Source organism: Paenibacillus sp. J22P143 (genome assembly GCF_059692035.1).
In genome coordinates, this window is sequence record NZ_JCAUAQ010000013.1 from 1 (window position 1) to 13,797 (window position 13,797).

The 13,797-nt window shown below is 46.9% G+C and carries 11 protein-coding genes; 8 read left to right on the forward strand and 3 right to left on the reverse strand.

The features are described from left to right. On the reverse strand, positions 1–516 hold a 516-nt coding region (locus tag AC58PQ_RS17900), incomplete at its 3' end, for a collagen-like triple helix repeat-containing protein (RefSeq protein ID WP_497243815.1). A gap of 562 nt (positions 517–1,078) precedes the next feature. Between AC58PQ_RS17900 and AC58PQ_RS17905 the strand changes: the two genes are divergently transcribed. Together AC58PQ_RS17905 and AC58PQ_RS17910 are read left to right on the forward strand one after the other, a co-directional pair. Then, entirely contained in the window at positions 1,079–1,657 is a 579-nt protein-coding gene (locus AC58PQ_RS17905; RefSeq protein ID WP_497243817.1) for a glycosyltransferase family A protein, read from the forward strand. A 40-nt stretch (positions 1,658–1,697) separates the two neighbouring features. After that, entirely contained in the window at positions 1,698–2,795 is a 1,098-nt protein-coding gene (locus AC58PQ_RS17910) for a tetratricopeptide repeat-containing glycosyltransferase family 2 protein (RefSeq protein WP_497243819.1), read from the forward strand. Positions 2,796–2,863: 68 nt separating this feature from the next. On the opposite strand, the gene AC58PQ_RS17915 is transcribed toward AC58PQ_RS17910, so the two are convergent. Continuing rightward, entirely contained in the window at positions 2,864–3,703 is an 840-nt protein-coding gene (locus AC58PQ_RS17915; RefSeq protein WP_497243821.1) for a phytanoyl-CoA dioxygenase family protein, read from the reverse strand. Positions 3,704–3,831: 128 nt separating this feature from the next. On the opposite strand from AC58PQ_RS17915, the gene AC58PQ_RS17920 reads away from it, so the two are divergent. The 3 genes from AC58PQ_RS17920 (at position 3,832) to AC58PQ_RS17930 (ending at position 6,707) form a co-directional block, all read left to right on the forward strand. Then, a complete protein-coding gene (locus AC58PQ_RS17920) occupies positions 3,832–4,626 on the forward strand; it encodes an AraC family transcriptional regulator (protein ID WP_497243823.1) in 795 nt (264 codons plus the stop codon). Between the two features lie 88 nt (positions 4,627–4,714). Beyond that, a complete protein-coding gene (locus AC58PQ_RS17925; RefSeq protein ID WP_497243825.1) occupies positions 4,715–5,866 on the forward strand; it encodes an MFS transporter in 1,152 nt (383 codons plus the stop codon). A 49-nt stretch (positions 5,867–5,915) separates the two neighbouring features. Then, entirely contained in the window at positions 5,916–6,707 is a 792-nt protein-coding gene (locus AC58PQ_RS17930) for a 3'-5' exonuclease (protein WP_497243827.1), read from the forward strand. Between the two features lie 85 nt (positions 6,708–6,792). On the opposite strand, the gene AC58PQ_RS17935 is transcribed toward AC58PQ_RS17930, so the two are convergent. After that, a complete protein-coding gene (locus tag AC58PQ_RS17935) occupies positions 6,793–7,167 on the reverse strand; it encodes a hypothetical protein (protein WP_497243829.1) in 375 nt (124 codons plus the stop codon). Between the two features lie 196 nt (positions 7,168–7,363). On the opposite strand from AC58PQ_RS17935, the gene AC58PQ_RS17940 reads away from it, so the two are divergent. The 3 genes from AC58PQ_RS17940 to AC58PQ_RS17950 all read left to right on the forward strand — a co-directional run bounded on the left by AC58PQ_RS17940 (position 7,364) and on the right by AC58PQ_RS17950 (position 13,780). Further along, on the forward strand, positions 7,364–8,947 hold the full coding sequence (locus AC58PQ_RS17940) for a hypothetical protein (protein ID WP_497243831.1): 1,584 nt from the start codon (positions 7,364–7,366) through the stop codon (positions 8,945–8,947). Next, on the forward strand, positions 8,944–11,910 hold the full coding sequence (locus tag AC58PQ_RS17945) for a DEAD/DEAH box helicase (protein WP_497243833.1): 2,967 nt from the start codon (positions 8,944–8,946) through the stop codon (positions 11,908–11,910). The genes AC58PQ_RS17940 and AC58PQ_RS17945 overlap by 4 nt, the downstream gene beginning before the upstream one ends. A gap of 409 nt (positions 11,911–12,319) precedes the next feature. Continuing rightward, positions 12,320–13,780 (forward strand): stalk domain-containing protein, encoded by a 1,461-nt coding sequence (locus tag AC58PQ_RS17950; protein ID WP_497243835.1) that lies wholly within the window; start codon positions 12,320–12,322, stop codon positions 13,778–13,780. Positions 13,781–13,797: the final 17 nt, after the last annotated feature.

Sequence of the window (13,797 nt, forward strand, 5' to 3'; positions counted from 1 at the left end):
TCCTGCAGTTCCTGGAGTTCCTGTTGCACCTGTCGAACCTGTTGCTCCGGTAACACCCGTAACTCCTGCAGTTCCTGGAGCTCCTGTTGCACCTGTCGAACCCGTTGCTCCTGTAACACCCGTAACTCCTGCAGTTCCTGGAGCTCCTGTTGCACCTGTCGAACCCGTTGCTCCTGTAACACCCGTAACTCCTGCAGTTCCTGGAGCACCTGTTGCTCCTGTTGCTCCTGTTGCTCCTGTTGCTCCTGTTGCACCCGTCGGGCCAATCGGACCTACATAAGGAAACTTGATTTTTATTTCTCCACCATTGTACATCTCAATTTCAATTTCCTCGACTTCGTACCATTCAATGTCGTCCAAAAAATCCTCCAGTTCAGACATTCTTTGAATTGGGCCGTCGCCTTTTTCGAATTTTATTTTGTATTCATCATCATTAAAATACTCGATTTCAATTTTCTTGATATTCATAATACCCACGATACCAATTAGATTCATTAACTGAGCAAGTTTACTCAAATTACTAACACCTCCTTATGAATTTAAAAACTAATTACATACAATCGATATACATTTTCTTTTAATAACCTCAACCTCCCTTACTACAATGAAACTACTCTAGTTCCTCGTATATTGTATGTGTACATACTGTCAATGCATGGACGAATGAGAGTGGATAATTGCCTTAAAAAACATTTTTTGTAAATAATGATAAAAGTAGTAATTAAATTTCGGAACTGAAGCCTATAATCACGCTTCTAATCATTAATTAAAACGAGGGATGGTTGAGAGTTTCTATACACATGTGCGAAAAAAAAGCAGCGGCTGCGCCCGATTTATTAATGGGGAGCAGCCGCTGCTTTTATAAGCCTGAAGTATCAATAATATACTGAATCACTGTATCTCCCTTTTGAGCACAATATTCCGTCAAAGGAATTCGCGTTCAATATAATCATCCATTTATTCAAAATATTCCCATGGTAAGGCTTACCATTGATTCACATGCCGTGCCCCCATTTTGAAACTATGAATAGATTATTTTGTAACGAACTAATAATCGTAAAGAGGTGAGACGAAAAAATTGAATATCGCCTTATCCATCCTGATTCCTTCTGTACCAGAACGCATGGGCCATTTGTCGCGAATTATTGGCCACTTATCTGAGCAAACGCAAGGCATGCCTGTAGAAATCATTGTTTTGCTGGATAATAAAAAAAGTACCATCGGCACAAAACGGAATGTGCTGATCGAACAAGCAAAAGGTGATTACATCGTTTTTGTCGATGATGATGATCGTATAGAACCAAATTATGTAAGTACTTTATGTGCACAAATTGAATCAGCGCCCGATGCAGATTGTATCGTTTTCGATGTCGCCGTGTATTTCAACGGACAGTTTATCAAGCTATGCAAATATGGAAAAGAGCATTCATACGGCCAAGATCAATTTTTCTACTATAGAAGGCCTAATCACCTTATGTGCTATGCCAAAAGAATTGCTTCCAATCATAAGTTTCAAGACATAAGTTTCGGTGAAGATGATGAATGGGGAGAGAGAGTATCCAAGGATATAATCAACCAAATAAGAATTCCATCTGTGTTATATCATTACGATTGTGATACTACCAAACCAATGAGTTGGTACTCGATCAACGGATAGGCGATCCTAATAACTCGAACTCTGAAAGGGAGTGAACACTTTGATCACGATAAGTCTTTGCCTTATCGTTAAAAATGAGGAGGATACGATTCGATCTTGTTTATCATCAGTTGAAAGAGCAGTTGATGAGATTATCATTGTCGATACCGGTTCTACAGACCAAACGAAAATGATTGTAAAGTCCTTTACGGATAAAATCTACGATTTTAAATGGATCGATGATTTCTCGGCAGCGCGTAACTTCGCTTTCCGCCAAGCTACGAAGGACTATATTCTTTGGCTGGATGCGGATGACATTTTGAAGCAAGAAGATTGCAACAAGCTCATAGAGTTAAAAGCAGCACTGAAGCCTTCGGTCGATTCGGTAACGATGTTTTATAATTCCGCGTTTGATGAGTTTGGCAACCCGATTTGCAGGTTTAAGCGAAATCGTCTTGTGAAAAGGGAGAAACAATTCAAATGGATAGGAGCCATACACGAATATTTGGAGGTAAGCGGGAATATTGAGGACTCCGACATCACCGTTACACATTGCAAAATCCATAATAGAAGCGACAGGAATCTGAAAATATACCAAAACAGGATGATGCGAGGAGAGCAGTTCACACCCAGGGACTTATATTACTACGCAAATGAATTAAATGATCATAGCAAGTACTCCAAAGCAATTAGTTATTATAATAAATTTCTGGAAACCGGCAAGTGCTGGGTGGAGGACGCCATATCTACCTGCAGTAAGCTAGCGGACTGTTACCATTATTTAGGGAATAATGAAATGGAATTACAATCCGTATTCCGATCTTTTCTATATGATAGTCCACGTGCCGAGTTCTGCTGTCGTCTAGGCTATTATTTTCTAACCCGCAAGCAATACGAGTCTGCCTTATTTTGGTACAAATTAGCGACAGAATTAGATACGCCTGACCATAATTGGGGATTTTCTAATCCTAAATTTTCAACATGGCTGCCGCATCTCCAACTCTGTGTCTGTTATGACTTGCTCGGGAAACATGAAGCTGCTTACAATCACAATGAAATTGCCCGCAGCTATCGCCCCAAAGACCCGAGTATACTGCATAATAAAAAGTACCTAGAGTCCGTTCTGAATAAATCGGAAATCTCTGAAACAGCGAATTGAAAAAACAGCGGCAGCGCCCTAATTATATGGGGCGCTGCCGCTGTTTTTAATCTTTAACATCTTGTTGGCTAACATTCAGCTCCACTCATCTCGTTTGTAAAAAATCGTTTATACTCTTTCGGCGTAAGTTTAGTAGCAGAATCACCTGCATAATGAAACTGCAAGGCACGACGTTTCTTTGTTGATAGATTATAAGGTGTTCCGTGCTTGAGTAACCCGTGGAACAATAGGATTCCTCCAGGCAATAAGGGTACAGCAACATCCTTCTCCACTTGTACATGGGAATCGCAAAGCTGCCAATCTCGTATCGCATAATGAGGCGTTGCCCCATCTGCATGTGAGCCAGGGATGACATGCATACAGCCATTATCCAGCGCAGCTTCATCTAATGCGATCCACACCCCAACGACTGCTTTCTCATATGCCAAATTGCCGTAGGCCATATCTTGATGCCATGGCTTCTCACCACCACCATGCGGAGGCTTAAACAATGCCATGTTCTGTACTAGCCTCGGAGTCTCACCCAGAATATCCTGGACCATGGCCAAAATAGCCGGATGCTCCGCAATCCTTCTCAATCGTTCTTCGACTTGCACAAAATCATTAAGCTTACGGATCGCATTCTCAAGCTCTTCTTCTGTTTTCAACTCACTTCTCGGTTTCGTGAACTGAATCTGTGCACCCTTATCATCTTTAAAAATAAGATCATTCAGGGCTTCTATCGAGATCTGAATTTCTCCATCATTTAATACATGTTCGACCGCTGCAAAGCCATCTCTCCGATAACTGGCAAGTTGGTCCTCGTTCCAATTCGCAAAGCCTTCCACTTTATCTGCAATGCGTTCATACCGATAAAGCTTGGCTGAAATTTCTTCGGGCGTTAGATTTGTTGGTTCTGCTTTCGCCATAACGAGTACCCTCCGTTTAAATAATTTGGACTATTTATATCTTTATTATATGAACGGAAGATAGTAATATAAATGCAGTAAAGCACATGACAATTTGCACTATTTTACATAAGGAGCTGTTAGATTACATGTCCTCATTCTCAACTTTGGAGCTGCAGCTAAACCGTTTCTTCGGCAAGGTACATTGTGAAGTGAACTGGAAATGGAGCCGCGAAAACGAGCCCTTCACGGACTATGATTTCTGGTATGTATGGGATGGCGAAGGTGAGGTCACCTTAAATTGTAAGATTTACCCTGTACGAGCAGGCGATTGTTTTCTCTTCAGACCTGGGGATCTATCGAGTGCCAAGCATAATCCAGAACGTCCGCTCACGGTTACTTACATTCATTTCTCAGCCTTGGGGGATCCAACACTTCCGATGTCATTGCCTTCCTTCGTCCACTTCGATCCCGCGGAGTTCCATGAAAGCTACCTAGATCGTTTCGTACATGTACGTCTGACGGAAGCTTATGGGCATGAAGAAGAAGCGCATGCACTGCTGAAGTTGATTCTCTTGCTTTTTGAACGTCAAGCGCGTGCCCATCAATCTCAGGGTGACCCTGCACGACGTCCGATGAACCGAGTGATGATGGATATCGCGGCACAGATTAGGCAAGATCCTGGTCGTCAACACAGTATTCAAGATTTAGCGAAAGAAGCCCATCTCTCACCGCGCTACTTCTCTTTAAAATTTAAAGAGATCATGGGCCAAACGATTGAATCCTACCTCATTCAGAAAAGAATTGAGCGCGCCACTTATTTGCTGAAGCTCGGTATGAATGTGAGTGAAGTCGCTGAAGCGCTAGGCTATCGCAGCATTTATTTCTTTAGCCGCCAGTTCAAAAAAGTAACAGGCACCAACCCATCTGAGATTCGCTCGTGATAAATTTTTTTTGCATCTCCCGTACAACGTGATAAAATGTACCTTTACGACAGCATCGCGCTAGTACATCAAGGAAGGTTAGGTCAGCATGAATTCATCCAACTTATTACGATCATTTAACTTTATGTATTTTGCTTTACTCGCACTTTTCGTTTCATTCCTGCCCGTCTATTTAGACGCACAGGGGCTTTCCACATCGCGAATTGGTCTCATCATCGGGACCGGCGGCTTTATCGCAATCTTTTCACAGCCATTGTGGGGGATGATCAGCGATCGGACGAAAACCATCAAAAAAGTCATGCTAGTCCTACTATTCTTCTCGACAATCATGGGATTTCTACTATATGACTCCAAAAGCTTTATCGTCCTTCTTCTATTTACTATGCTGCTCTACTTTTTCTTAATGCCGCTAGATCCTTTAACGGAAAGCCTTAATTTCCAAACAGCGGAAGCTGTGGGTACTAGCTATGGTTCTATCCGTACATTCGGTGCGGTTGGGTATGCCGTGATGTCCTTGGTCGTTGGTTATTCCGCGCAATATTTTGGCATTCATAGCTTAGCTTACCTTTTTGGAGGATTCGGATTGATCAGTTTGATTATTTGTCTCGCGCTGCCTGATGCGCCAGCGACGGGTAAACCGATCTCGCTTCGAAGTCTACGAAATTTCCTAGGTAATAGAGAAACCATATGGTTTATGGTGCTAATCTTTATTTGCGCAGTTCCACAACGGATCAACGACACGTTCCTAGGGGTTTATATCCGTGAATTGGGCGGCAGCAATCACCTGGTCGGTATCGCCTGGTTTTTGGCTGCGGGGAGTGAGATTCTAGTCTTTGCACTCAGCTTCTGGTGGCTTCGCAAAGGCATGGAATTAGCGCTAATCTCCCTAGCTGCGCTGTTTTATTTCTTGCGCTTCTTTATCAGCGCTTGGGTGACGGATCCGCATGTACTCGTCGCGATCCAACTCCTTCAAACCTTTACATTCCCTATCTTCTACTCGGCTGCGATTCAGTATTTATATCAAATCGTCCCTGAAGAATGGCGTGCTACGGGACAAACTGTTCTAGCCATCATTTTCTTCGGGATCTCAGGAATAGTCGCTTCTTATCTGGGTGGATGGTTCTATCAGGTATTTGGTGGACAACAGTTATATATGTTGGTGTCGGTTATGTCACTCTCTGGATTTATATTTAGCCTAGGGCTGCGTGCCGTTTATCGGAAACAGAAGCTGGCAACCTAAGCTTTTTCTGCTAAAATGATAGGATAGAGATGAAACGGGGGCCCGCAACATGGATTACATTATATTAGACATCGAATTTAACGGACGAAAGTTTGCAAGTGATTTACCGATGGAGGTTATTGAGATTGGCGCTGTTCGTTTAGACGCTTCTCTTGGGCACATAGATGAATTTTCAGCTTTGATTAAGCCGGTCTATTTCTCCAAATTGAATGCTTTTATTAAGAAGAAAACAGGGATTCCCCAAGAAGATATCGATGAAGCCGCTGGCTTCCGCAAAGTAATTGCTGATTTCTTGGAATGGCTCGGCCGGAGTGAGGAGCTGCTGTTGGTCACATGGGGCGGCGAAGATTTGAAACGGATCGTGTTTGATACCCGCATGCACAAGCTCGACGATGCTTATTGGATGGCTGCGAACTATTTCGACTTACTGAAAGGGTTCACCCGCTTCAAAAAAGTAACGAATGACGTCAGCGTAGAAGCCGCACTTATTGATCTGAATATCGTGGCCGAGGGCTCTGCACATAGAGCCTTGGACGATGCCCGAATGACCGCGGAGGTATTCCGTGCGATCTTCACCGATTTAGACTTTGATCGCAAGCAGCAATATGTCGATATGTACACGAATGCCAAAGAGCGCAGGTTGATCAAAACAGCCGTGAAGACCATGACGACGCAGAAGGTCGTTCCGACCTGGGAGTTGTTTGTAGAAAAGTATTTCGCTGATAAAATTGAGGCGGCTGACGCCAAAAAGGTCGCCGAAATGCAAACGCTATTCGCCGCGGAAGTGGCAAAGGGCGTGACAGCTTCGAACCCCCCCGGGAATACTGCAGCTTCGCAGTAAGCCCTACATACAAAAAGCCAATCTACCGATTAAACTTGCGTAGCAAGTGATCGAGTACATTGGCTTTTTTCTATTTTCCCAACCATTACAGTTGATCCACGCCTAGTCGGTTCTGGTAGAAACCGGGGATCACCTTGTCTCGGGTAGTCTTTAATTCGTAAGACTGCAAGGCGAGCAACGTCGCAGAAAGCTCTAAGAACCATGCTTCATCTCTGAGCGATAAGGCGAGGTCGATCAAACTGCGCACGCTAGCTTCTGTATCCAGTCCGCTTACTGGTAATGCCTTCACACTGGCGAGTTTCACTTCAATTTGATGTCCAATAATTTCATCTTGATCCGAAGCGATGACATGAACGAAGGCGATACCATGCTGCCAAGCGATCGCTTCCACATAGCCATGAACCATTTCATCTTCACTTGTTGTTGCGACAACCCAATCACTAATTGCAATGTTCAACATACGCCTCGCCACCTTCACTAGAAATGTTCATCCATACTGTAATTATAATTATTACAGTAAAGAATGTCAAGTGGTGGTTAACCATTCGGAGAACTAGGCAAAGTAAAAATTTGTCCCTGTAAAATTTACAAGTTGATCTCTACATTTTATAATAGAGACATGTGTTCCTATTGTAAGTACCCGAAGGAGTTTATTCATGTCTTCTACACCCGTTCTAAATGATGACCAATGGTCGAAATTACTCGAATATGTGGCTGAATCGTATAACGAAGTTACGCTAAGTCGAGGCTTTCATTTCTATAAACAGCAGATGGTAACGTCTCTCATTATTGCACCAGAGATTAGAAAGGTTCACGCCGTTGTAGAAGAGTTTGGCGAGAAATGTATGGTCGGGATTGATCTCAATCAGTTGAAAGGCAACTCCTGCAACTGTCCTGTTAAGACGGCTTGTAAACATGTGGCAGCAGCCTTGATGGAGCTAGCTGATCGACAGGGCTACCCAGCTTCACAAATCATGAATGCTAAGATGGCGTTGAAACGTGTAGCTGCTCAATCCTCTAACGTGTCCACCCTGGAGCAACTTCCTGGGTTAACCGTGGAGGGCTGGCACAAATTTATGGAGCATTACACGTATCACCTCAAGCCATCCTACGATCAATGGAACTATGTTGAATTGCTGCGAGGGCAATTCGCGAATCTCAAGAGAACGACGATTCCGTTCTCCGAGGATGATCAATTCTATTTCGATTTTCATCAGAGGCTATTCATCCTGCGCAAAATTGTAGAGCAGAACGCACAAGCTGGCGTTACGTTCTACACAGCCGCAACCGTTTATCATTTGAGTGATGAGCTTGATGATTGGTTGAAGGAAGCTTCGGGTGGCGTCCGGAATGAAGAGAGATTAACACAGACTTCCGCTTATCTTCGTGCGCAAATGGCTATTGAGTCGCCGAAGAAGCTCCACCACTTTCGGCTGTTTACGACGTTTTGGGCTTTCAAGGTATCGAAAGCGGAAAGCTTGATCACTTCTGAGGTAGCTAGTGAGGAAAAACGGATAGCTTCCGAGGTTGCTGCTTTTGAAGCGATGGAGGCTGCGGAGCTCTCCCTTTCTCTCTGCGCAGGACGAGCGTATCTGTATCTTCGACAATCGAAGTCTGATAAAGCATGGCATGCCATTGCGTCGCACGCTTCCTTCAAGGAAGCCCCAGCGCTTCTATTCCTGCCATTCCTAGCCTACATGGAGCATGCTCAGGATTGGGGCGAGATTGTTCATTGGCTGCGAAGATTGAGTTCTTTCTATAGTGGAAAAAGACATCATGAGATCGAAGCATACGCTGCGTATTGGAAACTCGCGGTAGCTCACACTGCTGACGATGCGGAAGCCCTAATGTGGGCGTCGTTAGAAGAACTACTACCTGCCTCCTACCGGATCATTGAGACGCTCTACTATGAGCGACGCCAATGGAAGCCATGGATCGAAATGCAAATTGCACAGGGCTACGACCCGTTCACTCATCGGGTGAATGTGCTTCAGCCCATTGAGAAGGATTCGCCTGAGCTACTACTCCCCTATTATCATCAAGCTGTGGAGCACTATATTCGCCTCAAAAACCGTCATGATTACAAATCGGCCGTACGTCTGTTAAAGCGGTTAGAAAAAGTATATAAAAAAATGAAGCAACCCGAACGATGGGAAGCATTCTTCACCCGATTCGTCAGCCGGTTTAGCAGGCTGCGCGCCTTGCAGGAAGAATTGAAGAAAGGGAAGCTGCTAGAATGAGCACCAAATTGCATGAAATGTCGTTATGTATGTCCCTAACGGATGGTGGAGATGCGTTGTTATGGGGCTTCAAGGATGGAAGAGATGTCTCCGGCGATCACTTCCGTAAGCTATTGTTCACCTGGCACGCCCCTTCCCTCTACGGCACATTGCTTGAGACACAACAAGCTGGCGAGTTGGCAGTGACCATTCTCCCTGTGGAGCAAGTGCTTCCTTTCTTTGCAGATCCGAACTTCATGGACATTGTTAGCTGGGAGATGGGTACGGAGTCCGCGCAACACATGCTGCGTGTGGCTCCGCTCCTCTATGAAGCCGCTCAGAGAGGGCTGTATATTCCGAGCTACGAGGATTTCCGCAATGGGCAGTTGAAATGGACTTGGGATCGCAGTGCAGATGAATTGGCGGGTGTGGACTGGAACATATTAGAGAGTTTGGATGAGCTCGGAGAAGGCTTGTCGGGTTTACGAGCAGCCTTCTCGGCTACGGTCATGGAAGCTCACTATGCGGATGATGCGGCAATGGCCGATTTGCGGCGGGATTATCCGGCTTTATTTAGTAGTGCGCGGAAACCAATGTCTGCGGATGACTCCCCTGCCGCTTTCACAGAAAACGAATGGCTCTCCGCCATGGGTTGGCGTCCCGACCTTGCACCTTTCCGTCCTGCGCTGCAGCTGCTTGAACCCGACGAATTAGAAGATGAGTGGCGACTGCGACTCGTGCTGCAGGATAAACACGACAGTACGCTGCTCACACCGATTCGTTTACATGTAGATGGAACGGCTTCGGGCGCTTGGGCATCGGAATGGAGTCCCTTTGTCGTTGAGCGTGCACCCGGTTGGGTGACGCGGTTGCTTGAGGCTTTGCCTCGCATGGCCGATGACGAGGAATTGCTAGCTCATCCAATGAGTGACGACTCGGCTTGGACATTCCTGACGAAGGACAGCCGTATTTTGCTAGAGGACGGCTGGAACGTCATGCTCCCTGCTTGGTGGGAAGCGGCAGCCAAACGGAAGCCACGACTCAGCGCTAAGATCGCTGCAGAAGCAGGCGGCGGTGCTGGCGGTGGCGGTAAAAGCGAGTCCTTGTTTGGCATGAACTCGCTCGTCAATTTCGATTGGCGAATTGCCATCGGAGATTCCGAATTGAGCGAAGCCGAGTTCAACAGCCTGCTGACCCGTAACGAACGGCTAATCCGTTTCCGTGGGCAGTGGATCTATTTGGACCCCGCTTTCTTAGATCAAATCCGTAGATTGATGGATAGCATTGATCCGGCTGAGGGCTTGTCTCTGCAAGATATTTTCCAGCTTCACTTATTGAGCGAATTAGAACGGGATAAAGTGAAGTCTTCGTGGGATGGCGAGTCTCAAGAGGAATTGGATTACGAAGAAGAAGCACGTTTGCAGCTGGAAGTTGAGCTGAATGGGCATCTGATGGCGTTGTTACGGCAGCTTGGGCAGCCTTCCGATCTTGAGCTCATCCCTGTGCCGCAAGGACTGCGCGCTGAGCTTCGTGGCTATCAGCACCAAGGGTTTACTTGGCTGAGTTACCTACGGAAGTTCGGACTTGGCGCTTGCTTGGCCGATGATATGGGACTTGGTAAAACCGTTCAATTCATCACGTATTTATTACATCACAAGCCCGTTTCTGAGCAGCCTGCTCTACTCATCTGCCCGACTTCCGTGCTTGGCAACTGGCAGAAGGAGCTTGCGCGATTCGCTCCTGAGCTTAGTGTCATGCTCCATTATGGGAAAGGTCGATTGAGTGGCGGTGCACTGGATGATGCTTTAGCAGGCGTCGATATTGTTCTCACTTCGTACACGACAGCACTTATGGATCAAGAGACACTTCAGCCTTATATGTGGAGCTCCCTCTGTTTGGACGAGGCACAGAATATCAAAAACGCCCAAAACAAACAATCCGCCGCGATCCGCTCATTGAACGCCGTTCATCGTATAGCCCTCACGGGTACACCGATTGAGAATCGATTATCAGAGCTGTGGTCGATCTATGACTTCCTGAATCCTGGCTACCTCGGGAACCAGCGTGGCTTTCAGGTTCGCTTCGCGAATCCGATTGAGAAACATCAGGATACGGAACGGACTGCGCAGCTGCAGCAGTTGGTGAAACCTTTTATGCTGCGCCGCAAAAAGAAAGACCCAGCCATCCAGCTCGATTTGCCGGACAAGTTAGAGATGAAGGTCTACATCAACTTAACGGCTGAGCAAGGCGCGATGTATGAACAGACCGTCAAGGATCTGATGCAGCGGATGCAGAAGCTCGAGGGCATGGAGCGCAAGGGCGCGATCCTTGGCGCTTTGACACAGCTGAAGCAGCTGTGTGATCATCCGATGCTGCTCACGAAGGAAGCGGAGCTGGCTGAGGAAATGGCACAGAGCGAGGATGGGCGCGGTGAATTGGTGCTGCGCTCGGCGAAGCTAGAGCGGTTGGTTGCGATGGTCGATGAGCTCCGCGACGAGGGCGAATCGTGTTTGATCTTCACGCAGTATGTGGGCATGGGCCGCATGTTGGCGAATGTGCTCTCGAAGCAGCGCGCAGAGCCGGTGTTCTACCTCAACGGGAGCACGCCGAAGGTGGAGCGCGACCGCATGATTGATCGGTTCCAAGCCGCCGACGGCGATGGACCGAATATCTTTGTGCTGTCGCTGAAAGCCGGAGGCGTCGGGTTGAACTTGACCGCGGCGAACCACGTGTTCCACTTCGACCGTTGGTGGAACCCCGCGGTCGAGAACCAGGCGACGGACCGCGCCTATCGGATGGGCCAGACGCGAAACGTGCAAGTGCACAAGTTCATCTCGCTCGGCACGCTCGAAGAGCGAATCGACGAGATGCTCGAGAGTAAAATGAGCCTCAGCGACAACGTCATCTCCTCCTCCGAAGGCTGGATTACAGAGCTTTCGAATGATGAGCTGCAGGATTTGTTTACGCTGCGGAAGTCTTGGTAGTTTAGGGTTCACCTGTATAGGGGCTGTCTCCGTGTAGATCCATCTACGCGGGGATCGCCCCTTTTCTGCATTGTTGGGGGCGTGGGGCCCAAAAGAGGCCTTAAAGCTTCGGGTTCGGAAGCGCCCTTAGGCGTGTCGAAAAAATCTTCTTAGTGACGCTGGAATATCCAGCCTCAGGTAGCCTCAGGTAGCCTCAGCTACTCAAAATGTCATTTTGACGCTGGAATATCCAGCTTCAGATAGGCACTGCTACTCTGTAGTTGGTCGCTACAGCCCCGTTTGGTTTCTCCACAATGTACCACCTCCCCTAGACATGCGTCTTAAACACCACATCTCATCCGAATGTTATAATAGACTGTGTACATTTCAGCAAATTTCGACATTCAACTTACTAAAGGAGAAACTACTTATGTTAAATAGAAAGCTTTTAATACCCGCTACTTCCCTACTTTTAAGCGCGGCTCTTTTCGCCAGCGGTGCACCCGCACCAGCATCCGCCGCCTACTCCTCATCCGTGAACGCGTCTACGAAATTAGTTTACGCTGCCGGTAAAAACTTTAATGTTAAGGTTGTCACGGTTGACCTCACTGATCCTACGCTGGAACTCGTTCCTGCACTAGCAGACGGTGGAATCGGACATGACGATGCCATGCAATCGATCGTAGAGCGAGAGAACGGTGTCGCTGCGATCAATGGAACTTTTTTCAACGCCTACGAATCTGATCCTTATATCCGCTACCCCAACGGGACGCTGCTGAAGTCTGGCGAGCCCATGCATTCTGGGGAAAATCAGACGTTATTTTTGAACAAAGATAAGGTGCCAGACATTCAATTCGTCAATCTCGACATTGCCGTTCGCACCAGCGAAGGTGGCGGCACTTATACCATTAATCCTTGGGGTATTAACAAATATTACGGAGACACGAGCACCGACCAGATTGTCTGGTATACGTCGGATTTTGGCCGCTGGATCGGTTTTCCAAATGGAACCAAAGTGGTGATAAGCGATGGCCTTGTCACACGAATTACGCAAGAGTCTGTTTCTGTCCCAGAAGGCGGTTATGTGCTATTTGTCGGTAACAGTGCCAACAATAAGCAGAACGTGCTGACCAAGCTGGACGTAGGTGACAGAATTATGAAGGATATTATTGCGAAAGGTGAAGGTGGAAGCAACCTCGATGCCAAAACATGGCTGTCCGCAATCGGCGTAGGTCCGAAGCTCGTTACGAACGGCTCCTCAGATATCAATGTGAAACGAGATGGCTTCACGGACCCTAAAGTTACGCAATCTTCCGCCGCTAGAAGCTTTGTTGGGATCGACGGCTCTAACCGTCTCGTGATGGGAACCGTACCAAGCGCAACCTTGTCAGAGCTTGCCGCAATTTCAATCGCGCTAGGGTTGAATGAGGCGATGAATATGGATGGCGGCTCCAGCTCCGGCCTTTACGCAAACGGCACCATGATGACCTATCCAGGTCGGAAGCTCAGCAATGCACTCGTTGTTCGTAAGCTGGATAAGCCAAAAGTACAAATTGATATTAATGGCCAATACATTTCGGATTTTACCGGATTTATCGATAAAGAAACGACTGTTGTCCCGATTCGTCCATTTATTACCGCATTGAACGCCAATTTTACGTGGGATGCTGCAACAAGAACAGCCACCATCACCAATGCTGGCGTCACGTTGAAACTGAAGGATGGTAGCTCGGTTGCAACGGTGAACGGAAAGTCTGTTTCTGTCCCTGTCCCCTTGCAAATCATGGGCGACAGCCGGATGTACGTCCCGCTTCGTCTAGTCGCCGAGTCGCTCAAAAGTACTGTCGAGTGGAATAGCAAGCTGTACCGCGCATCCGTACGTCTGCCTTAAAAAAGCACAAAAGACAG

Excerpts from the sequence above, each read along its gene's own strand:
- AC58PQ_RS17935 (WP_497243829.1), bottom strand. The coding sequence starts at position 7,167 with ATGTTGAACATTGCAATTAGTGATTGGGTTGTCGCAACAACAAGTGAA.
- AC58PQ_RS17940 (WP_497243831.1), top strand. The coding sequence starts at position 7,364 with ATGTCTTCTACACCCGTTCTAAATGATGACCAATGGTCGAAATTACTC.
- AC58PQ_RS17915 (WP_497243821.1), bottom strand. The coding sequence starts at position 3,703 with ATGGCGAAAGCAGAACCAACAAATCTAACGCCCGAAGAAATTTCAGCC.
- AC58PQ_RS17930 (WP_497243827.1), top strand. The coding sequence starts at position 5,916 with ATGGATTACATTATATTAGACATCGAATTTAACGGACGAAAGTTTGCA.
- AC58PQ_RS17925 (WP_497243825.1), top strand. The coding sequence starts at position 4,715 with ATGAATTCATCCAACTTATTACGATCATTTAACTTTATGTATTTTGCT.
- AC58PQ_RS17945 (WP_497243833.1), top strand. The coding sequence starts at position 8,944 with ATGAGCACCAAATTGCATGAAATGTCGTTATGTATGTCCCTAACGGAT.
- AC58PQ_RS17920 (WP_497243823.1), top strand. The coding sequence starts at position 3,832 with ATGTCCTCATTCTCAACTTTGGAGCTGCAGCTAAACCGTTTCTTCGGC.
- AC58PQ_RS17950 (WP_497243835.1), top strand. The coding sequence starts at position 12,320 with ATGTTAAATAGAAAGCTTTTAATACCCGCTACTTCCCTACTTTTAAGC.